Origin of the sequence: Kitasatospora sp. NPDC058243 (genome assembly GCF_042882025.1) — a bacterium.
Classification (GTDB): Bacteria; Actinomycetota; Actinomycetes; order Streptomycetales; family Streptomycetaceae; genus Kitasatospora.
Map to the genome: position 1 here is coordinate 67475 of NZ_JBHVWW010000028.1, position 20638 is coordinate 88112.

At 70.9% G+C, this 20638-nt stretch carries 13 protein-coding genes; 6 read left to right on the forward strand and 7 right to left on the reverse strand.

The features are described 5' to 3' along the window. The first annotated feature begins 20 nt into the window (after positions 1-20). The 3 genes from ACFVX9_RS19850 to ACFVX9_RS19860 are packed head-to-tail and all read left to right on the forward strand — an operon-like array spanning position 21 to position 1250. Positions 21-968, forward strand: coding sequence for a Scr1 family TA system antitoxin-like transcriptional regulator (locus ACFVX9_RS19850; RefSeq protein ID WP_387982745.1), 948 nt, complete (start codon positions 21-23; stop codon positions 966-968). Then, positions 931-1062, forward strand: a complete 132-nt coding sequence (locus tag ACFVX9_RS19855) for a DUF397 domain-containing protein (protein WP_387982746.1) — start codon at positions 931-933, stop codon at positions 1060-1062. The genes ACFVX9_RS19850 and ACFVX9_RS19855 overlap by 38 nt, the downstream gene beginning before the upstream one ends. Beyond that, positions 1059-1250 carry a DUF397 domain-containing protein gene (locus ACFVX9_RS19860; protein WP_387982748.1) on the forward strand — a complete coding sequence of 64 codons (192 nt, stop codon included), beginning with the start codon at positions 1059-1061 and terminating at the stop codon, positions 1248-1250. Before ACFVX9_RS19855 ends, ACFVX9_RS19860 begins: the two co-directional genes overlap by 4 nt. An 18-nt stretch (positions 1251-1268) precedes the next feature. Here the strand turns inward: ACFVX9_RS19860 and ACFVX9_RS19865 are convergent, their stop codons facing one another. From ACFVX9_RS19865 to ACFVX9_RS19890, 6 genes are all read right to left on the reverse strand, one after another. After that, positions 1269-1493, reverse strand: coding sequence for a holin (locus tag ACFVX9_RS19865; RefSeq protein ID WP_063346317.1), 225 nt, complete (start codon positions 1491-1493; stop codon positions 1269-1271). Between the two features lie 172 nt (positions 1494-1665). Beyond that, on the reverse strand, positions 1666-2361 hold the full coding sequence (locus ACFVX9_RS19870; RefSeq protein ID WP_063346318.1) for a formyltransferase family protein: 696 nt from the start codon (positions 2359-2361) through the stop codon (positions 1666-1668). A gap of 5 nt (positions 2362-2366) precedes the next feature. Continuing rightward, a complete protein-coding gene (locus tag ACFVX9_RS19875) occupies positions 2367-3605 on the reverse strand; it encodes a cytochrome P450 (protein WP_387982751.1) in 1239 nt (412 codons plus the stop codon). Continuing rightward, positions 3602-5395 (reverse strand): beta-ketoacyl synthase N-terminal-like domain-containing protein, encoded by a 1794-nt coding sequence (locus tag ACFVX9_RS19880; protein WP_387982753.1) that lies wholly within the window; start codon positions 5393-5395, stop codon positions 3602-3604. Before ACFVX9_RS19880 ends, ACFVX9_RS19875 begins: the two co-directional genes overlap by 4 nt. Before the next feature lie 59 nt (positions 5396-5454). Further along, positions 5455-7281 (reverse strand): amino acid adenylation domain-containing protein, encoded by a 1827-nt coding sequence (locus ACFVX9_RS19885; protein ID WP_387982755.1) that lies wholly within the window; start codon positions 7279-7281, stop codon positions 5455-5457. Beyond that, positions 7278-13373, reverse strand: coding sequence for an acyltransferase domain-containing protein (locus ACFVX9_RS19890; protein ID WP_387982757.1), 6096 nt, complete (start codon positions 13371-13373; stop codon positions 7278-7280). Before ACFVX9_RS19890 ends, ACFVX9_RS19885 begins: the two co-directional genes overlap by 4 nt. Before the next feature lie 692 nt (positions 13374-14065). Between ACFVX9_RS19890 and ACFVX9_RS19895 the strand changes: the two genes are divergently transcribed. Beyond that, on the forward strand, positions 14066-15439 hold the full coding sequence (locus ACFVX9_RS19895; protein WP_380378669.1) for an MFS transporter: 1374 nt from the start codon (positions 14066-14068) through the stop codon (positions 15437-15439). A 1439-nt stretch (positions 15440-16878) separates the two neighbouring features. Further along, entirely contained in the window at positions 16879-17520 is a 642-nt protein-coding gene (locus tag ACFVX9_RS19900; protein ID WP_063346323.1) for a LuxR C-terminal-related transcriptional regulator, read from the forward strand. Here the strand turns inward: ACFVX9_RS19900 and ACFVX9_RS19905 are convergent. Continuing rightward, positions 17512-18324 (reverse strand): BTAD domain-containing putative transcriptional regulator, encoded by an 813-nt coding sequence (locus tag ACFVX9_RS19905; protein ID WP_380338649.1) that lies wholly within the window; start codon positions 18322-18324, stop codon positions 17512-17514. The two genes, ACFVX9_RS19900 and ACFVX9_RS19905, sit on opposite strands and share 9 nt — an antisense overlap. Positions 18325-18624: 300 nt before the next feature. Between ACFVX9_RS19905 and ACFVX9_RS19910 the strand changes: the two genes are divergently transcribed. After that, the gene (locus ACFVX9_RS19910; protein ID WP_380378666.1) at positions 18625-20625 is read left to right on the forward strand and encodes a GTP-binding protein; all 2001 of its coding nucleotides are present in this window, start codon (positions 18625-18627) and stop codon (positions 20623-20625) included. The last annotated feature ends 13 nt before the right edge of the window (positions 20626-20638 follow it).

Genomic DNA, 20638 nt, shown 5'->3' on the forward strand with positions numbered 1-20638 from the left:
GTGCACAGCAGGGGGCAGTGATGGCACGACGGAAGATCAAGCGGGGACCGACCGCGAGCTCCGCGATCCTGTTCGGCGAAGAGATCCGCTACGCACGCGAGTTGGCGGGCTACACCCAAGAGGAACTGGGCAAGCTGCTGCACCTCGACCGGACGGTGATCTCCCGCATGGAGAGCGGACAGCGCAAGCCGTCGATCGACGAGGTCGAGGAGCTCGACCAACTACTGGACACCGGTGGCCTGTTGAGGCGTCTGTACGACCGGGTGGACTGGACCGCGCAGATCGAGCATCCGGACTGGTTCCAGAGCCATGCCGATCTGGAGGCCGAGGCGGTTGGACTCCACGCGTTCCAGACCGACTACATGCATGGGCTACTGCAATGCAGGGACTACGCACGAGCGATGTTCGAGGCGGGCGGGACTGATGAACGCCCTGAAGTGATCGAGGAGCGGGTCACCGCGAGGCTCGCGAGGCAGGAGCGGTTCCTCACCGAGGGCGGGCCGCAGTTGGTTGTCCTCCTGGACGAAAGTGCCATTCGATCGGTGGTCGGCGGGGCGAAGGTGATGGTACGGCAGCTGGAGCACCTGCTACGCGTTGCTCGGCGCGAAAACATTGTCATCCAGATCGTGCCATTCACGGCTCGCGTGACGATCATCAAGACCTCAATGGTCCTCCTGGAGATGCCGGACGGGCAGCACTTGGCGTACTCGGAGAGCCTTGACCGGGGCAACCCCAGCGACGATACGGCCATCGTTTCCGGGCACCGCCGGCGCTATGATCGGCTGCGTGGCGACGCGCTCACGGTCGGCGACTCGCTCACGCTGATCGCCGAGGCGCTGGAAGGGTTCAGAGATGATGCAGAACGAGCTCGCCGCGGCCAGCTGGCGCAAGAGCAGCTACAGCGGTCCGGACGGCGGCGATTGCATCGAGGTGGCCCACGGGTACCCCGGCCGCGTCCCCGTACGTGACTCCAAGGACCCCGACGGCCCGACCCTCGCCTTCCCCACCGCCGCATGGCAAGCCTTTGTCGCGGCCGTTCACGAGGGCGAGTTCCCCGTATGAAGCTGCTCTGGCGCAAGAGCAGCTACAGCGGGGGCAACGGCGGCAACTGCATCGAGGTCGCCCACGGGTACCCCGGCCGCGTCCCCGTGCGTGACTCCAAGGACCCCGGCGGCCCGGTCCTCGCCTTCCCGGCACCCGCATGGCGCGCCTTCGTCGCGGCTGTCCAGAACGGGGAGTTCCCGGTTTAGCGCGCCCGGCCGGGCCTGTTACTCGTGGGGGCGGGCCAGTAGGGCTGCCGAGTTCGGGTCGCCGACGAAGGTCGCGGCCACTCCCTTGACCACGGCCAGTGCGGCCGGCAGTGCCGCCACGGCTGCCGCCTTGAACGCGCCGATCGACGTCAGGTCGAATCCGTCGGCCAGCAGCAGGCCGAGGAATGCCACGGCGTAGGTGGCGACGGTGCGTTCGGCCAGATCGATGATGAACTTCCGCATGGTCGGGACTCCTTCGCGGTGAAGGTGCAGAGGTACACGGGGGGCGCTCGGAATTGCCGTCCCTGGTGTACACGTTCACGCTGTCGAGTTCCGACGACGGGCTCGGCGACCAGTCCGGTGCCCCGCACACGCGTGGTGTGCGGGGCGCCGGGTTCCAGAGACCGCCTGGCTGTCACCCGTCGTGCAGGGCCCACTTGCTGCTGTCGACCTGCACCGTGCCGGGCAGCGCGATGAGTTCGGGTTTGAACAGCGGTGGCGCGCCCATCGCGGGCTCCCAGGTGGCCAGCTTCTCGTCCTGGGGGACTTCGATCCGCCGGTCCGCGGTGAGGTCGGCGACCACCTTGAGGAGCAGTCGCACGCCGAGCGGTGCCAGGTGGTCGCGCCACAGGCTCTGCGCGGTCGAGCCCGGGGGCACGAACAGGTGCTCCTGGGCGGCGAGCGGGCCCGCGTCGGTGCGTTCGGTGAGGTGATAGACACTTCCGCCGGTCACCTTGTCGCCGTCGCGGATCGTCCACCGGATGGCGTCCCGGCCGCGGTGCAGCGGCAGCAGGCTGGGGTGGTAGCCGATGGTGGCGACGGCGGCCCGGGCGCGGGTCTGGCGGCCGAGGAAGGCGTGCGAGTGGGCGGCGACGATGATGTCGACCCCGTCCGGGATGTGCCGCGCGCGCAGTTCGGCCGAGTCCGTCCACGGGACGTCCTTGTGGTACGCCCAGGAGCGCAGGCGGTCCCAGCACATCGCGTCGCCCTCGTCGGACTTCCCCTTGCGCAGCCGGGGGGCGGCCGCGCCGACGATCTTGTGCCCGTCGTCCAGCAGGGCTTCCGCGACCGCGACCGCGAATCCCCCTTGTCCTGACATGTAGATGTTCATCCGGATCAGTCGACCTCTTTCAGTCCGCGGTGGTCGGGCTGGAACCGCACCGGCATCGTGGAGAACCCGGTCAGGAAGTTGGACCGGATCCGTAGCGCCTCCTCGGTCTGCTCGAATCCGGTGGTGAAGTCCCGCAGGGCCGTGAGCAGTTCGGCGATCTCGACCTTGGCCAGGTACGAGCCGACGCAGAAGTGCGGGCCGTAGCCGAAGGCCAGGTGCTTGTTGGGGGTGCGGCCGAGGTCGAACACCCCGGGCCGGGCGAAGACCCGTTCGTCGCGGTTGCCGGAGGCGTGCCAGAGTGTGACGATGTCGCCCGGCCGCAGTCGTACGCCGTGCAGTTCGGTCTCCCGTACGGCGCTGCGCCCGAAGTGCATCGTGGGCGAGGCCCAGCGCAGCACCTCGTCCACGGCGGTCTCGACGGCGACCTCGCCGTGTTTGAACCGCCGCCACTGCTCGGGTTGGGCGGCGAGGGTGTGGACGCAGTCGATCATCGTCAGCCGGCTGGTCTCGTCGCCGCCGATGATCAGGCTGTAGCAGTTGAGCACGACGTCCTCGTCGGTCAGCGGCACGCCGTCGATGGAGCTGGCGATCAGCATGCTGATCACGTCGTCGCCCGGGGACTCGCGCCGTTCCTCGACGACGTCCATGAAGTACATCAGGATCTCGTTGCGGGCCATCTCGGAGTCGACTTCGTCGACGTCCTCGTCCTCGGCCGACAGCGCGGTCTTGGTCAGGCTGAGCAGGTAGTCCCGGTCCTGTTCGGGCACGCCGAGCAGGTTCGAGATCGTGGTCATCGGGATCCGGCTGGCGATCTCCTCGGCGAACTCGCAGCCGCCGGACTCGACGGCCTCGCGGATCCACTGCCGGGTGTTGACCCGGACGGTCTGCGCGACCTCGTCGAGCACCCTCGGCGAGAGCACCCGCTGGAGGATCTTGCGCAGTTCGTGGTGCCGGGGCCCGTCGGTGACGGCCAGCATCCGGCCGGCCCCGGCGTCGCCGCCCTCCAGGAGCGTGACGAGCACGTTGCCGCGCTCGGAGGTGAAGTTCACGTTGTCCCGGTAGGTGGCCATGATGTCGTCGTGGCGGGAGAGCACCCAGAACCCCCGACGGCCGTCGACGGGCGGGTTCCAGTGCATCGGGGCGGTGTCCCGCAGGGTGCGCCAGAACCCGTCGAGGTCGTGGTCCGCGAAGGTGGCCGGGTCGCCCAGGTCCACGGTGTCCGGTGCCGGCGTGCTCATGGTCACCAGTCCGTGCGCCAGAACCGGCGCGGCTGGAACGGGTAGGTGGGCAGCGGCACCCGGTGGCTGGCCTGCCCCCGGTGCAGGGCGTCGAAGTCCACCTGCTGGCCGGTCACCCAGGCGGCGGCCAGTTCGGACAGCGCCCGCTCGTCCTGGCCGGAGGGCACGATCCCGTTGTCGTTGCGGGAGAAGCGGGAGAAGGAGCCCGGGTCGGTCTGCGGGGCGGCGGCGGTCGTGGTGGCGGGGCCGCGGGCGGCGTCGTCGGACAGCGCCGCGATCAGCTCCGCGCGGCTGCGGACCACGGCCGCCCACCGGCGGGCCATCACCTTGCGGCCGAGGTTGAGGCTGAAGCAGACGTCGTCCAGGCGCAGGTCGGGGTCGGCCTCCAGCCGCTCCTTGAGCCGCGTACGCTGCCGGGCCAGCGTGTCGTCGTCCAGGGCGGACAGGGTGGCCAGCCGCGGCCGGCCCTCGTCCTCGGGGGCGCGCCCGGCGGCCGTCGGCGCCTCCTCCAGCAGCAGGTGCGCGTTGTAGCCGCCGCCACCGATCGAGGTGATGCCCGCGCGGCGGATGCCGGCCTGCGGCTCCCAGGGCGCCCCTTCGATCTGCGGCACGAAGGGGGTGCTGGGGAAGTCGAGGTCCTGGTTGACCTCGGTGAGGTTGATCGTCGCCGGGAGCGTCTTGTGGTGCAGGGCCAGCGCGGCCTTGATCGCGCCGAAGCCGCCCGAGACCACGCCGCCGTGGCCGACGTTGCCCTTGACCCCGCCGATCGAGGTGGTCGCGGTCTGCTTCCCGAACGCCATGGTCGCCGCGTGCACTTCGAGCTCGTCGGTCATCGGCAGGCCGAGACCGTTGGCCTCGTACATGGACACGGTGTCCGGGGTGACGCCGCCGACCTCCATGGCGTTGGCGATGCAGGCGCTCAGCCGCTCGGGCTGGGCCAGGCCGTACGCCATCGCGCTGACGCCGTTGTTGTTGACGGCCGAGCCCTTGACGACGGCGTAGATGTGGTCGCGGTCGGCGACGGCGTGGCCCAGCGGCTTGAGCAGCACGGTGACGACGCCGCTGGACAGCGCGGTGCCGGTGCCGTTGGCGTCGAACGGGCGGCAGTGGCCGTCCTTCGACAGGATGCGGTTCTCCTCCCACAGGTGGCCGCGCGGGTGCGGCAGGCGGACCATCGCGCCGCCGGCGATCGCCAGGTCGGTCTGGCCGAGCAGCAGCGACTGACAGGCCAGGTGGACCGCGTAGTGGAAGCCGGCGCAGACGGCGGCGACGGTGACGGCCTCGCCGATGAGCCCCATGTAGTACAGCGCGTTGGAGGTCATGGTGTCCGGCGACCACGCCAGGCTGGCCTCGATCGCCTCGGGGCCGACCGACACCCGGTCCGGCGGGGAGCTGTAGAGCGCGGCGGTCTGCGGGTTGTTGGCGCCGTACATGCCGATCTCGGCCTTGAGCCGGTCCGGGTCGTAGCCGCCGTCCTCCAGCGTCTCCCAGGCGCTCTCCAGGAACAGCCGGTTCTCCGGGGTCATCGCGGCCGCCATCCGGTCGCTGATGCCGAACACCGACGGGTCGAACTTGTCGTACGTGTCGAGCACGCCGCAGGCCCGTACGTAGAACGGGCTGTGGATCAGGGTCTCGTCGACGTGGATGTCGTCCTTGGCCAGGAACGACACGGACTCCCGGCCGTGGACGAGGTTGTCCCAGAACTGTTCCTTGGTGCGGGCTCCGGGCGCCCGCAGGGACATGCCGATGACGGCCACGTCGCCCGGGTCGTAGTCCTGCTCGGGGTTGTCGGTCATGGGGAGGCTCCTGCTTCGTTTCGAGTGAGGGTGGCTCAGCAGACTCAGCGGCTCGTGGTTCAGCGGCCGGTGGCGCCGCCGCGGCCGCGCAGCGCGGCCCGGCGGGTGTTGGCGCGCGCGCGGGCGGACTGGACCGCCTCGGGGGTGGCGCCGCTCTCGTCGTCGAGCCAGCGGGCGAGGGAGGAGATGTCGCGGAAGCTGAAGAGGTCGGGCACCCGGACGCGGCGGTCGAAGCGCCGGGTCATCAGCCGGGCGAGGCGGATGAGCAGCAGGGAGTCCCCGCCGAGGTCGTAGAAGGCGGACTGCACGTCGATGCTCGACGGTTCGAGGTCGAGCAGCTGGCCCCAGATCTCCGACAGGGCGACCTCGGTCGGCGTGCCGGCGGCCGTCAGGGGCCCGCCGGTGTCGGCGGCCGGCGGCTCGGGCAGCGCGTTGCGGTCGAGCTTCCCGCCCGGCCCCAGCGGCAGGGCGGCGAGGAACACGAGCGTCGCGGGCACCATGTAGTCGGGCAGTTCGACGGCGAGCCTGCCGGTGACGGCGCTCTGGAGCGCGGCGTCCAGCCGGGGGCCGCCCTGCGGCGCGTCGTCGCCGGCGGGCACGACGTAGCCGACGAGCCGGTTGCCCCGGACGACGGCGGCGGCCTCCCGGACTTCGGGGCAGCCGGTGAGCCGGGCCTCGACCTCCTCCAGCTCGATGCGGTAGCCGCGCAGCTTGACCTGGTGGTCGGTGCGGCCGAGGAAGCGGAGTTCGCCGCCGTCGGTGAACTTGACGACGTCCCCGGTGCGGTACATGCGTTCGCCGTTGCGGAACGGGTCCGGCACGAAGCGTTCGGCCGTGGTGCGCGGCCGGTTGACGTAGCCGTGCGCGAGGCCGGCGCCGCCGAGGTAGAGCTCGCCGGGCTCGCCGGCCGGGAGCGGCTTCAGCTGCTCGTCGAGCACGTAGACCCGGTCGCTGGTCGTCGGCGGGCCGATCGTCGGTTCGTCGGTCCCGTCCTCGGGCACCGGCCCGAACGAGCAGAAGACCGTCCCTTCGGTGGGGCCGTAGGCGTTGAACACCCGGTCGGCGCCGGTCTCCCGGTAGGTGCGGTCCACCAGCTTGCGGCGCAGGGCCTCGCCGCCGAACACGACGGTGCGCACGTTCGGGGGCAGGGCTCCGGCGTCGAGCAGGCTGTTCATGACCGAGGGGACGACGTTCAGGTGGGTGATCCTGTCGGCGTACCGGCTCTCCGGCAGGTGCACGGCGCTCTCGACGAGCACGACGGCGCCGCCGCGGCACAGCGCGTTGAAGATCTCCATCACGGACAGGTCGAAGCAGACCGAGCTCGCCGCCGAGACTCCGCTCAGGTCGCAGCCGTCGAGTACCCGGTCCATCTCGGCGAGCATCGCCACGCAGCCGCTGTGCCGGACGGCCACGCCCTTGGGCCTGCCGGTGGAGCCCGAGGTGTAGATGACGTACGCGGTGTCGCCGGGCACGACCGCCACGGGCTTCGCGCCGGGCTCGGTCGTCACGCTCTCCCCCAGCACCACCACGGTCGGTCCGGGCGGACAACTGGACCGGGACGCGGGGGTGGTGAGCAGCAGCCGGGTGCCGCTGTCCTGGACCATGAAGGTCAGCCGGTCGGCGGGGTAGTTCGGGTCCAGCGGCAGATAACAGGATCCGGCGCGCAGGGCCGCCAGGATGCCGACGAGCAGGTCGGGGGTGCGCTCGACGCAGATGCCGACCGGGATGCCGGGGCCCGCGCCGTCGGCGACCAGCCGTTCGGCCAACTCCCGGGAGCGTTCGTTCAGTTCGCCGTAGGTCAGGACGCCGGCGTCGGAGTAGACGGCGGTCGCGTCGGGGTTCTTGAGCGCCTGCTCGACGAACGCGGAGTGCAGGGTCTCGGTCACTGGTCCGTCTCCTCGGGGAGGCCGGTCGGCGCCAAGTCGCCGAGGGCCCGGTCGGGTTGGGCGATCGCGTCGAAGAGCACGGTGCGGTACAGCGCGAGCAGTGCCGTCACGGTCTGCCTTTCCAGGTAGCTCGGTTTGAACTGGACGTGGCCGGCCACCTCGCCGTCGATGTCGGCCATCGAGATTTCGAGGTCGAACTTGGCGAGGTGCCTGCGCACCTGAAGCGGTTCGAGCGGCAGCGCGCCGTCGGGCGTGATGGTGTCGCCGATGCCGTGGAAGAGCTTGACGGACCGGGGGAACGCGTCCGAGGACAGCCAGTTCACGACCACGTCGAACCACGGGGAGCGGCCCTCGGCCCTCGGCGGCCGCAGCTGGGAGGCCAGCAGGTCGAGGGGGTAGTTCATGTGCTCCAGGAGGCCGAGCGAGAAGGCGTGGACCTCGCGCAGCAGTTCGCGGAAGCTGCGGTCACCGGCGGGGTTCGCCCGCACCAGCACGGTGTTGAGGTAGTAGCCGATGGCGGATTCCCAGCCGGGCTCGGCGCGTTGGGCGATGGCGGTGGCCAGCACCGCGTCCTCGGTGCCGACCGCGCGGTTGAGCGTGGCGAAGAACCCGGCCAGCACGACGGTGCTGATCGACACGCCTTCGCGCACCGCGAACTCCCGCAGCAGGCGGGTCTGTTCGGCGCTCCAGCGGAAGGCGAGGTCGCGGCCCTCGTAGGTGACGCCCGGCGGCCGCTCCTTGGTGGACAGGTCGAGGTGGGCGGGCGGGTCGGCCAGCTTCTGCGACCACCAGTCCAGGGCCGCGCCGGCCGCCGGGCCGGCCAGCCACTGCCGCTCCCACGCGACGAACTCCGTGTACGGGGCGACCGGCGCGCTGTCGGCGGGGTCGGCGCCCTCGTAGTACTCCTGGAGTTCGCGGATCATGACGTCGGCCGACGCCGCGTCCGACGCGATGTGGTGGACGAGCACCAGCAGGTAGTGGTCCGCCGGTCCGCGCGTCATGAGGACGATCCGCACCAGCGGCCCGTTGTCCAGGTCGAGCGGCTCGTGCCCGTAGCGGGCCAGTTCCTCGCGGGCCTGTTCGTCGTCCAGGTCGGTGCCGTCCGCCACGACGAACTCGTACACCGGCTCGTCCAGGATGACCTGGTAGGGGCTGCCGCCCGCCTCCACGAAGAGGGTGCGCAGGGCGGGGTGGCGCTCCATCACGGCCCGGACGGCACGTTCCAGGGCCTTCTCGTCGACGGCGGTCCGGATCCGGGCGGTCACCATGAAGTTGTAGGGCACGGCGTCCGGCGCGACCATCTGCATGAACCACAGCGAGGCCTGGCCGTGCGAGGCCGGTGCCAGGGCGAGGCCGAGGCCGTCGGCGCGCAGCTGGTCCAGCGCCGGGGCGTCGGTGGCCTCCAGCAGTCCGCGCGCGTCCAGTTCGTCCACCAGCTCCTCGGCGTCCAGTTCGGACAGCTCGTCGAGGTACGTCCGGTCCGGCTCGGCCTTGGGGACCGGAACCGGGGCCGGAGCCGGTACGGGCTGGGCCGTCGCGGGCGCGGCCGGTCCGGCGGTGAGCCCGACGAAGTGGCCGACGACCTCGGAGATGGGCCGGCCGTCCAGGAACACCACCGGCGACACCCGGTGCCCGAACAGCGACTGCAGCCTGTTGACGAGGCGGATCGCCAGCATCGAGTCGAGGCCGAAGTCGAGCATGCTGGCGTTCACGTCGAACCTGCTCACCGGCACGCCCAGCGCGTCGGCGAGCTCGGCGAGGACGACCTCCGCCACCGGCCGGATCTCCGCCGGCTGCTCCTCCTCCACCACACGGGCCACGGGCGCGGCCACGGTTTCGGCAGCCGGGGCCGTCGCGCGTACGGGGCGGGGCTCGGTGTCGATCCAGTAGCGGTCCTTCTGCCACTGGACGAGCGGCGTCTCCACGACCTCGACGTCGTCGCCGAACAGCGGGTCGAAGGTCAGCGGCAGGCCCCTGACGTACAGCGACGCGGCGGCGCCCAACAGGCAGCGGACGTCGCTCTCGTCGCGCCGCAGGGAGTTGATCGCGTGCACCCGGGCGCCACGGGTCAGCGCGATCTCCTCGACCGCGCCGCGCAGCGTCTCGTGCGGGCCGATCTCGATGAAGGTGCCGACGCCCTGGTCGACCAGCGCGCCGATCGTCTCGGCGAACCGGACCTGGTTGCGCAGGTTGTGCACCCAGTAGTCGACGTCGGCGACCGGGTTCACCGTGTCGGCCAGTGCCGTGGAGTGGAAGTCGATGCCGGGCGTCAGCGGGGTGATGCCGTCGATGCCCGCGCGCAGCGGCTGGAGCAGCGGGTCCATGCCGGGGCTGTGCACCGGCCGTTCGACCCGGATCCGCCGGGTCGAGATGCCGTCCCGCTTGAGGTCGGCCTCCAGGGCGTCGACGGCTTCGGGCGAGCCGGAGACCGCCGCGCTGGTGGGGCTGTTGACCACGGCGACGGCCGCGTGCGCGGCGTAGGGGGCGAGCCTGGGCAGCAGCTCCGCCTCCGGCAGGTCGACGGAGATCATGGCGCCCGCGGCGGCCTTGCGCTCCAGCAGGTGCGACCGGGCGACCACCACGCGGGCGGCGTCCTCCAGCGACAGCGCGCCGGCCACGCAGGCGGCCGCGACCTCGCCCAGGCTGTGCCCGACGACGGCGGTCGGCTGGATGCCCAGTCCGAGCCAGACCTTCGCCAGCGAGACCTGGAGGGCGAACAGCACGGGCTGCTGGAAGTCCATCTCCTCGTACCTGGCCTCGTCGGCCGGGGCGGCGAGCTGGTCGAGCACCGAGCAGCCGCCGGCCGCGCGCACGGCGGCGTCGCAGGCGGTCATCCAGGTGCGGAAGCCGGCGTGCGAGCGCAGGAGTTCGCGGCCCATGCCGACCCACTGGGTGCCGCCGCCGGAGAACACCAGCGCGACCCGCCGGTCGACGTTGCCGGAGACCGTGCCCGTGACGACGTCGGGGTGCGGCTGGCCGGCGGCGACCCGGGCGAGGCCGTCCAGGACGTCCTGCCGGTTGCGGGCGAACAGGGCGATCCGATGGTTGTGGTGGGTGCGCCTGGCGGCGAGCGTGTAGGCGAGGTCGGAGACCCGCAGGCCCGCGTCGCGTTCGACGTGGTTGGACAGCTCGCGGCAGGTGTCGGTCAGCGCGCCCGCCGTCCGGGCGGTGACGGGGACGAGGTGCACCTGCTCGTCGGCGGCGGCGTCGCTGCGGCCCGGCGTGACGTGCCGCCCGCGGTCGCCCGCGAGGAACGGGTGGGCCGCGACGGGGAGGCCGGCGGTGTACAGGGCGCCGAGCGAGCCGAGCAGGGTCGAGGCCTCGTCGGCGCCGCGGCGCAGCGAGGGCAGGGTGGTCGCCGTCAGGATCTCCGACACCGACTTGAGCAGGACGGGGTGCGGGCTGATCTCGATCACCGCGTCGACGTCGTGGTCGCGCAGGTTCGTCAGGGCGTCGACCACCCGGATCTCCCGGCGCAGGTTGTCCGCCCAGTAGTCCGGCCCGAGCTCGGCGCCGTCGACGCGTTCGCCGGTGACGGTCGAGATCATCGGGATGCGGGTGGTCCGGGGCCTGATGCCGTCGAGTTCGACCTTCAGCGGGGCGAGGACGTGGTCGACCAGCGGGGAGTGCGGGGCGTGGCCCATCCGGACCCGGTGGTTGGTGACGCCCTCCGCAGTCAGCCGCTGGACGAGGTCGTCGATCTCCTGCGGTGTGCCGGTGACCAGGGTGGAGTTCAGGCCGTTGTGGCCGGAGACGGTGAGCCGGCCGGTCAGGTACGGCCTGACCTCGTCGGCGGCGGTCATCACCACGATGCCCTCGCCGCGCCCCACGGCGAGCTGCTGGAGGAGCCGGCCGTGGTGGGCGGCCAGGCGGGAGGCGTCGTCGAAGTCGAGTGCGCCGGCGATGTGGGAGGCGGCGAACTCGCCGACGCTCTGCCCCACGACGACGTCCGGCTCCACCCCCAGCGAGCGCCAGGCCTCGGCCAGCGCGACCTGGAGGGAGAACAGCAGCGGCTGGAAGACGTCCATGTCGTCGATGCGGCCGTCCGGGGACATCAGCTGCTCGACGAGCGAGAAGCCCAGCAGTTCCCGCATCCGCCGGTCGGACTTCATCATGGACCGGCGGAACACGGGCATCCCGGCGAGTAGTTGCCGGCCCATGCCCACCCACTGCGAGCCGTTGCCCGAGAACAGGAAGGCCACCCGCGGCCTGCGTCCGGTCCGCTCCCCGACGCTCAGCCCGGCGGCCTTCGCCCCGCTGCCGAAGGCGTCCAGCTGGGAGCGGAGTTCGGGCATGTCGCGGGCGGTGGCCGCGAGCCGGAACGGGCCGTCACCGGGCGTCCGGCGGCAGAGCGCGCGCAGGTCGCTCTCGTCGCGCAGCGCCCGGGCCCGCTCGGCCAGCGCCTCCCGGGAGTCCGCGGCCAGCAGGAGCAGCGAGCTCTCGGGGCGCGGCAGTTCCTCGACGGCGACGTGGCAGATCGCGCCGCCGAACCCGAACGAGCTGACGCCGCCCCGGCGGGCGTCGGAGCGTCGCGGCCACGGTGTCAGCCGGTCCTGGACGGTGAGGTTGTACTCGTCGAACATGATCTGCGGGTTCGGCGCGCTGTAGTGCAGGCTCGGCGGCAGCACGCCGTTGCGCATCGACATCGCGAGCTTGACCAGGCCGACGATGCCGGCGGCCGCCTCCAGGTGCCCGACGTTGGACTTGACGGACCCGAGCCGCAGCGGCTCCGTACGGCCGCCGCCCAGCACCGCGCCGATGGCGTTGGCCTCGATCGGGTCGCCGAGGGGCGTCGCGGAGCCGTGGCACTCGATGTAGTCCACGAGGTGCGGTGCGATGCCCGCCCGCTGGTACGCGGTGCGGAGCATCTTCTCCTGCGCCTGGGGGTTCGGCGCCGTCATGCCGTTGCTCAGACCGTCGTTGTTGGAGGAGCTGCCCTTGATCAGGCAGTACACCGGCAGGTCGCGCTCCAGCGCCACGCTCAGCGGGGCGAGCACGACGACGCCGGCGCCCTCGCCGCGGACGTAGCCGTTGGCGCGGGCGTCGAAGGACTTGCAGCGGCCGTCCGGGGCGAGCGCGCCCATCGCGTCCATGGCGGTGTAGTAGTCGGAGACGAAGCTCAGGTTCACGCCGCCGGCCAGCACCAGGTCGCTCTCGCCCAGCCAGATCGACTGGCACCCCACGTGCACCGAGACCAGCGATCCGGCGCAGGCGGCGTCGATCGCCATGCTCGGGCCCTGGAGGCCGAGGACGTAGGAGACCCGGTTGGCGATGATGCCGTCGTGCATGCCGGTTGCGGTGTGCGGGGTGATCTGGCTGTCGGGGCCGCGGTAGTGCGCCAGGGCGGCGTAGTCGCCCCAACAGGAGGCCATGAACACGCCGGTGTCGCTGTCGACCAGGCTGTGGGGCGCGATGCCCGCGTCCTCCAGCGCCTCCCAGGACAGCTCCAGGATCAGGCGCTGCTGCGGGTCCATCTGGACGGCTTCGCGGGGCGAGATGCCGAAGAACAGCGGATCGAACTGGTCGATGCCGTCGATGAACCCGCCCCAGCGCGCCCTGTCGTTCAGCAGCTCGCGTCGCGCGGCCGGTACCGGCCCGACGGCGTCGCCGCCCTCGACGAGCAGTTGCCAGAACGACGACGGGTCCGGCCCGCCGGGGAACCGGCAGCCGATGCCCACGATCGCGACGGGCTCGTGCGAGGGCAGGCGGCGGCGCTCGGTACTCGGGGCGGGCTCCGCGGCGCGCGGACCGTCGACGAGCGCACGCGCCAGCCCGTCGACGGTCGGGTGCTGCCACATCCAGGTGGCCGGGACCTGCCAGCCGAGGAACTCGGACAGCGAGGCCGCGAGGGTCACCGATCTCAGCGAGTCGAGTCCGTACCGGTGCAGCGGCGCCGAGCGGTCCACCGCGCTCGCGGACACGTCCAGCAGCTCGACAACACGGGAAAGCAGGAAATCCGTTACGGCGGAAATGTCTCGCGCTGCGCGCTCTCGGGGCACGGCGACTCCCTCAACAGGGCGGATGGAATGGACGGGTGGAGCTTCACGGCCGACCGGTCGGGGGGGTTGGTCCGCACCCGGGCGGCCGGACACGGGGGGCGGCTCATGACGCGGAGGGTCCCCTTCGCCGCATCAAGTTCCAAGGTGGGGCAGACGGTTGGCGTGCGGATGAGATCGGCGTTTCCGATCTCCGCGTTCACAGTGGGCGAGAACTCCCGTTCGTGTACCGCCGTTTCAGCCGGCGGCGCAGCTCGTTCTCACCGCGGGAGAAATCACGGGCGTCTCTGGATCACATCGGTCCGCGAGTGCATCGACGACAGGATCGCGTACGCGGAATCTTCACCTGCACGGCTACTGTCGATGGGCTCCAAGGTCCATTTGGTCAAGCGCGACGAGTATGCCGATTGAGGCAAAATGGATCGTCAGTGCTAATCCGACCGGCGGACAGCAGAGTGCCAGTTTGTTAATGGTGAGACAAGCGCCATTCGAGGGCCGGTTGAGGCAGTGGCGAGATTTGACCTCCAAGTGTCCGGTTCGAGTGGGAGCCGTCGGCGATCCGAAATGGCGCCTCGACCCGGCGGCGCGCCCCGTCACCGAGCCCCGGCCGGGATAGGCGCTCGGCCCCGCGAAAGGCGCGCTCCACCGGCACGCGACGGGGGTAGACAGCGACTGAGTGACCCATGCAAGCTGACCCCCATGGCAGTTGAGAACCTTGATGCGGCGTCAGCCCGTGCCGACCGTTCCTTAGCCGGGCTCACCGGCCGCGACGTCGACGGCAGGCCCGCATGACGGACGCCACCGACACCACCGGCACCACCGACACCGCGGCCAAGCCGGCGCTCCGACCGGGACTGGCACTCGGCGTACTGGCCGGGGCGCTCGCCCTGGACGTGAGCGGTCTCGGAGTCCTCAACGCCGCCCTGCCGTCGGTCGGAGCGCGCTTCGACCTGGACGAGACCACGCTCCAGTGGGTCATGACCGCCTACGCCGTCACGTTCGCCGGCTTCCTGCTGGTGGGCGGCCGACTGGCCGACGTCCTCGGCCGGCGGCGGGTGTTCGAGGTCGGGGTCGCCCTGTTCACCGTGTCCGCGCTGGTCGGGGCGCTGGCTCCGGACACCGCGGTGCTGCTGGGTGCGCGTGCCGTCCAGGGCATCGGCGCCGCCCTGTCGGGCCCGGCCGCGCTGGCCCTGCTCACCGAGACGTTTCCGGCCGGTCCGGCCCGCAACCGGGCCTTCAGCGTGTACGCGGCGGTCGGCGCCGCGAGCTTCAGCGGCGGGGTGATGCTGGGCGGCGTACTGACCCAGTTCCTCGGCTGGCGTTCGGTGCTGTGGTTCTCGGTGCTGCTGGGGCTCGCCGTGCTGGCCGCGACCCGCGCCGGACTGCCCGGTGGCGCCGGGCACAGCGGCCGGCTGGACCTGCCCGGCGCGATCACGGGCACGCTCGGCCTCACCCTGCTCATCGTCGGCGTGAGCAGTGACGGCGCGACGGCGTGGATCGTCCTCGGCGCCGCGGTCGCCTCCCTGGTGCTGTTCGTCGTGCGTGAGCACCGCACCGCCGACCCGGTGCTTCCGCTCGGCCTCTTCCGGATCAGGTCCGTCCGGGCCGCGAGCCTGGCGGCGTTCCTCCAGTACATGGGATCGGTCGGGCTGCTGTTCTTCGCGCCGCTGTACCTCCAGGGAATGCTGGACTACTCCCCGTTCGAGTCCGGTCTCGCGCTGGTGCCGATGTCCCTGGCCGTGTTCCTCACCGCCAACTTCGCCACCGGACGCCTGCTGGCCCGGTTCACCCCGCGCACGCTGATGGCGGTCGGCCTCGTCCTGATCGGCGGGGGTGCCGCACTGTGGCTGGGCACACCGCACGACGGCGGGTACGTGCAGTACGTGCTGCCCGGCCTGGTGCTCAGCGGCATCGGCCAGGGGCTGAACTTCCCCTCGATGACGTCCGCCGGGCTCACCGGAGTCCCGGCGCGGCAGCACGCCGTCGCCGGGGCGGTGAACGTCGTGGCGCAGCAGATCGGCGCGAGCGCGGGCGTCGCGGTGATGGTCCTGGTCGCCGCGACCAGCACGGACCAGCTCACCGGCTACCACCTCGCCTACCTCACCGCCGCCGGCGCGTGCGTCCTGGGCGCGGCGGTCATCGCCGTACGACGGCAGGCCTGAGGGCCCCGGCCGACCGGCGACCGGCCCGCGCCCGGCCGGGCGCTGCCGTGTCGGCCCAGTGCGCGGTCGAGGTTGAAGGCGGCGCGCCGTCCGCGGCGAAGAACCGCGTGATCAGCACGTTCGTACCGACCAGCGCGGCCGTACGAAGCTCGCCGATCAGGCCGCGCTCGGAGATCGGCGCATAACAGCTGCCGCCTGCCTGCTCGAACCCCATCGTGGCCGGAGGCGATGAGGGCGCGGAGCGCGCCGGACATCCCGCGCTGGGCCGCCCCCGGCGGCGACGGCAGCCGGCTGTGCGGACCGGGCAAGGCGATCGAGGCGTCGGCGACCCTCCCGGCCTCCTGGACTGGAGGGGACGGCAGGCCCGGCCCTCGCCCCCTGCACGCCCACACCCACACCCGTATCCCTGAGCCGCGTCCGAGCCGGGCACCGGCGCCGCCACCGAGGAGTGGGAAGCCTTCCTGCTGATCTGCTGATCTGCATCACTCCCTCGACTGTCGTCACGTCACCCGACGGCATCAGGCCGCCCGCGACCATCACCGGTGCGCGACCAGAGCAGCAGGGCCGATCGCACCGGGGCCGCCGAACCGAGAGCGGCCGAGGAGGCGGACGGCAGGCCCGAGAAGCACGGGGCGGCCTGCCGGAGCGGGCGGTTGCCCACGCCAACAACCCGGCTCACCTCGCTAGTTCAGTCGACGATGAGCCGGGGAGCGGCGGTCCCGCGCGGACGGGCCGCCAGGTTGCCGCGAGCCGCAACGGAGATTGTGATCATTCACAGTCCCTTCCCCCTCTTCACACCCACCAATCACACGAGATGCGCACGGCCGGGCCGGCATCGCGCTTCGTTCACGGAGAGCGAGATCATCCCGTGATCTCACCGTTTCCGACGCGGCGAAAAAGCGCCCTTGGGCTGCCTGCGAGGGTCGGTTAGGTTCTCCTTACATCAGGTCACGGCAACAGTCCCGGTGCCGCCGCAGCTTCGGACTCCAGCACCCCGTTGCCTGTGCGGCAAGCGGGGTTGTGACCTGGACCATAAAGCCCGCGAAAACCAGCCGCTGATCGACGATCGGAAGAAGATGAATGGTTGGCGTTCCCAGTTGATGGCTGACCCCGGACCTGCACTGCGGCCGCTGCCGTGACGGTCGGCGCCGCCGCCCACGAGGGCGGCGGTCGCCCGAAGGTGCAGGTGACGCCGGTGCGCGCAAGCCTCCGTCGGCATCGAGGCCGGACCTCACACCGACGGTCGAGGCCTCGCGGACCACCGGGCCGGGACGGCCGAATGGCACCAGCGGGCTCGGCACCGCGCAGCCCCCGATATCACTCCCCCCACACGCCCGTTGCCGTCGAATCCCGTCGGGCGCGCCGCTCTCCGCGGCGGGCCGAAAACGGCTGCCACGGCCGGGAATTCGCGCCTTCTACCAACGAGGTCTATCGTGACAATGATAAAGAATCGCACGTCGGTCCTCGTCCTCGAAGGAAATTCGCTGCTGCGCCAAGGACTGCACGCCTTCCTCTCCGCCGAGCCCGACCTGGTCGTACGCGCGACGGTGGGCACCGTGGACGAGGCGCTGGAGGTGCTGTCCGAACACCACGTCGACGTGGTGCTGTTCGGGGTGGGCGACTCGCACGCGGCCACCGAACAGGCCCTGGGCCGGCTGCTCCCCCGCGGCGCCCGCTGCCGGGTGGTCGTGCTGAGCAAGCGCGAGCGGCCGGGCGAGGTGGAGATGTACCTCGGCTTCGGAGTGAGTGCCTACCTGCGCGAGGACGTCACCAGCGACTGCCTGGTGTCCGTGGTCCGGGGGCTGGCCGTCAACCGGGAGCGGGTGTACATCATGGCCTCCCGCTCCGGCATCGACTGGATGACCGGGCCACGCGGATCCCAACTCTCCTCACGGGAACGGGAGATCATGGGACTTGTGGCGAACGGCCTGAGCAACTCCGCCATCGCCGGCCACCTCAGCATCGCCCCCGGCACCGTCAAACGCCACCTCAGGAACGTCTTCGTGAAACTCAACGCGGTCTCCCGGATCGATGCCGTCAACAAGGCCAGGGCTGCCTCCCTGCTGGTGCCACTAGGCTGAGCCGGCCGGCTGCTGGCCGAGTTCCATCACCTGCCCGGCACTCGGCCGACGCGGCTCCCGCAGCCGCGAGATTCCACTGAGCAGATCGTCGTGCAGCTCCCGCAACGGCTGCGACGGGTAGATGCCCAGGTCCTCGTCGAGCTTGCGGTAGAGCGACCGGTAGACGTGCAGGGCCTCACTGCGTCTGCCGGCACAGTCGAGCGCGAGCATGAGCTGCTCGTGAAACCACTCGTTGAGCGGGTGGTGGAGCGTCAACGCCCGTAGCTCCGGTATGAGTTCCCGGTGCCGGCCGATCTGCTGATCGGCCAGGATGCGGTTCTCCAGCGCGCGCAGGCGCATCTCCTCCAGGACGGCCACGTGGCCGGCGAGCGCCCTGCCGACGGGGATGTCCGCCAGCGCGCCGCCACGCCACAGGCTCAGCGCCTGGCCCAACCGGTCCGACGCCGCCTCGGGGTGGCCGTCGGCCAGCAGGCGGGCGCCCTCGTTGTAGAGCCGCTCGAAGTCCTGGGAGTCGAGCTCCTCCTCGCCCAGGAGCAACAGGTAGCCCGGCGCCTTGGTGAGGATGAAGTCGCGGCCCTCCACCCGACCGAGTTTGCGGAGTTGGTAGATGTAGGTCTGCGCGGTGGTCACCACCGTGCGCGGAGGATTGTCGCCCCATATTTCCTCGATCATGACGCCGAGGTCGACGATCCGATTGGCGTGCATCACCAGGATGGCCAGCGTCCACCGGACCTTCAGCGCGCTGGGTGTGCACGGGGTTCCCGCATCGAGGACTTCCATCGGGCCGAGAACATTGAACCTCATGACGCCTCCGATTTCGCCGAGATAATCACTCGACTCCTGTATATCCACGCTTCGATCAACGACTCAAGGGGACTGCGCGCAAGGTGGCACTACTGCTATTCCCAGGCGCTCGGCACGGTTGTTCCAAAAGGAATACTCCCCCGCCGATCGACGGGGGTCGATCGGCGGTCGGATCGTCAAGTGCTGTTAGACTGCGACAGGTTGGACTACTGTCACGACACGAGGAGAATGACGTGCCCCGAAAGATCCGTGTTGCTCCGGTTGTGCAAGCGAAGACCGAAGAACTAGGGGAAGCACGTCATGTCAAGCGTGAACATCGGAATCCTGGCCCATGTCGACGCCGGTAAGACCAGCCTGACCGAGCGGCTGCTCTACACCGCCGGCGTCATCGACCGGATCGGCAGCGTCGATCGCGGCGACACTCAGACCGACTCCCACGACATGGAGCGGCAGCGCGGCATCACCATCCGGTCGGCGGTGGTGTCCTTCACCGTCGGCGATGTGAAGGTCAACCTCATCGACACCCCCGGCCACCCGGACTTCATCTCCGAGGTGGAGCGGGCCCTCGGCGTGCTCGACGGCGTGGTGCTCGTCATCTCCGCGGTGGAGGGCGTCCAGGCCCAGACCCGCCTGCTGATGCGCACGCTGGTCAAGATGCGCATGCCGGTGATCCTCTTCGTCAACAAGATCGACCGCATGGGCGCCCGCCACGACGACCTGCTGGAGTCGATCCGCTCCGAACTCACGCCCGCCATCGTCCCGATGAGCAGGGTGGAGAGGATCGGTACGCCGCAGGCGAGCGCCGCGGCCCGCCGGATCGCGGCGGGGGGCACGGAGGAGGAGGCGGGGGACGACTTCGCCACCGAACTGGCCGACGTCCTGGCCGAGCACGGCGACGCGTTCCTGGCGCGCTACCTCGACGACGAGGCGGCGCTGACCGAGCAGGATTACACGACCGAGCTGGCCCGGCAGACCGGCTCGGCGCAGTTGTACCCGGTGTTCTTCGGCTCGGCCGTGGCCGGCGTCGGCATCACCGACCTGATGGACGGGATCACCAGCCTGTTTCCGGTCAATCACGGTGGCTCCGGCGATGCGCTGCGCGGAACGGTGTTCAAGATCGAACGCGGCTGGGCCGGCGAGAAGGTCGCCTATGTCCGGCTGCACACGGGAGCGCTCAAGGGCCGCACCAAGGTCTCCATCCACCGGCAGGACCAGCACGGCGCCGTCGTCGAGCTGCCCGGCCGGACGACCGTGGTCGAGGTGTTCGACCGGGGCTCCGCGGTGGTCGAGGCGCCGGCGTCGGCCGGTGACATCGCCAAGGTCTGGGGGCTCAAGGGCATCCGGATCGGGGACCAGCTCGGCACCGCCGAGGGGCTGCGCGGGCAGCACCTGTTCGCGCCGCCGAGCCTGGAGACCGTGGTCAGGGCGACGAGGTCCGGCGCGATGCCCGAACTCTACGAGGCCCTGCTGCAGTTGGCCGACCAGGACCCGTTCATCAACGTCCGCAAGAACGACGAGGAGCAGGAGGTCTCGGTCTCCCTCTACGGGGAGGTGCAGAAGGAGGTCATCAAGGCGACGCTCGCCGAGGACTACAAGCTGGACGTGGTGTTCGAGGGCACCCGGATCATCTGCGTCGAGCGGCCGATCGGGGTCGGTGAGTCGGCGGAGGAGATCGACTACCGGAGCAAGACCTACTTCTGGGCCACGGTCGGGCTGCGGGTGGAGCCCGGAGAGCCCGGCTCGGGGGTCGTCTTCCGGCGGTCGGTCGAGTTGGGTTCGCTGCCGTACGCCTTCCACAAGGCGGTGGAGGAGGCGGCGCGTTCGACGCTCCAGCAGGGACTGTGCGGGTGGGAGGTGCTCGACATCCTGGTGACGCTGACCCACACCGGGTTCGCCAGCCCGGTCAGCGCGGCGGGCGACTTCCGCAAGCTCACCCCGCTGGTGCTGATGAACGCGCTCAAGCAGGCCGGGACGCAGGTGTTCGAGCCGGTGAACAGGTTCGAACTGGAGGTGCCGGCCGAGAACGTCAGCACCGTCCTGTTGAACCTGGTGGAGTGCGGTGGCACGCCGGAGACGACGAAGGCGCAGGGCAGCACCTGCCTGGTGGAGGGCACCATCCCGGCCCGCACGGCGCAGGAGTTCGAGCAGCGGCTGCCGGGGCTGAGCCAGGGTGAGGGAGTGTTGGTCACCCGGTTCGACAGCTTCCAGCCGGCCGTCGGCGCGGCCCCGAGCCGCCGTCGGACCGACACCAACCCGCTGGACCGCAAGGAGTACATGCTGCGGATGTTCGGCCGGATCTGACCACAGGGCCGCA

Excerpts from the sequence above, each read along its gene's own strand:
- ACFVX9_RS19880 (WP_387982753.1), bottom strand. The coding sequence starts at position 5,395 with ATGACCGACAACCCCGAGCAGGACTACGACCCGGGCGACGTGGCCGTC.
- ACFVX9_RS19910 (WP_380378666.1), top strand. The coding sequence starts at position 18,625 with ATGTCAAGCGTGAACATCGGAATCCTGGCCCATGTCGACGCCGGTAAG.
- ACFVX9_RS19895 (WP_380378669.1), top strand. The coding sequence starts at position 14,066 with ATGACGGACGCCACCGACACCACCGGCACCACCGACACCGCGGCCAAG.
- ACFVX9_RS19870 (WP_063346318.1), bottom strand. The coding sequence starts at position 2,361 with ATGAACATCTACATGTCAGGACAAGGGGGATTCGCGGTCGCGGTCGCG.
- ACFVX9_RS19850 (WP_387982745.1), top strand. The coding sequence starts at position 21 with ATGGCACGACGGAAGATCAAGCGGGGACCGACCGCGAGCTCCGCGATC.
- ACFVX9_RS19860 (WP_387982748.1), top strand. The coding sequence starts at position 1,059 with ATGAAGCTGCTCTGGCGCAAGAGCAGCTACAGCGGGGGCAACGGCGGC.
- ACFVX9_RS19865 (WP_063346317.1), bottom strand. The coding sequence starts at position 1,493 with ATGCGGAAGTTCATCATCGATCTGGCCGAACGCACCGTCGCCACCTAC.
- ACFVX9_RS19900 (WP_063346323.1), top strand. The coding sequence starts at position 16,879 with ATGATAAAGAATCGCACGTCGGTCCTCGTCCTCGAAGGAAATTCGCTG.
- ACFVX9_RS19905 (WP_380338649.1), bottom strand. The coding sequence starts at position 18,324 with ATGAGGTTCAATGTTCTCGGCCCGATGGAAGTCCTCGATGCGGGAACC.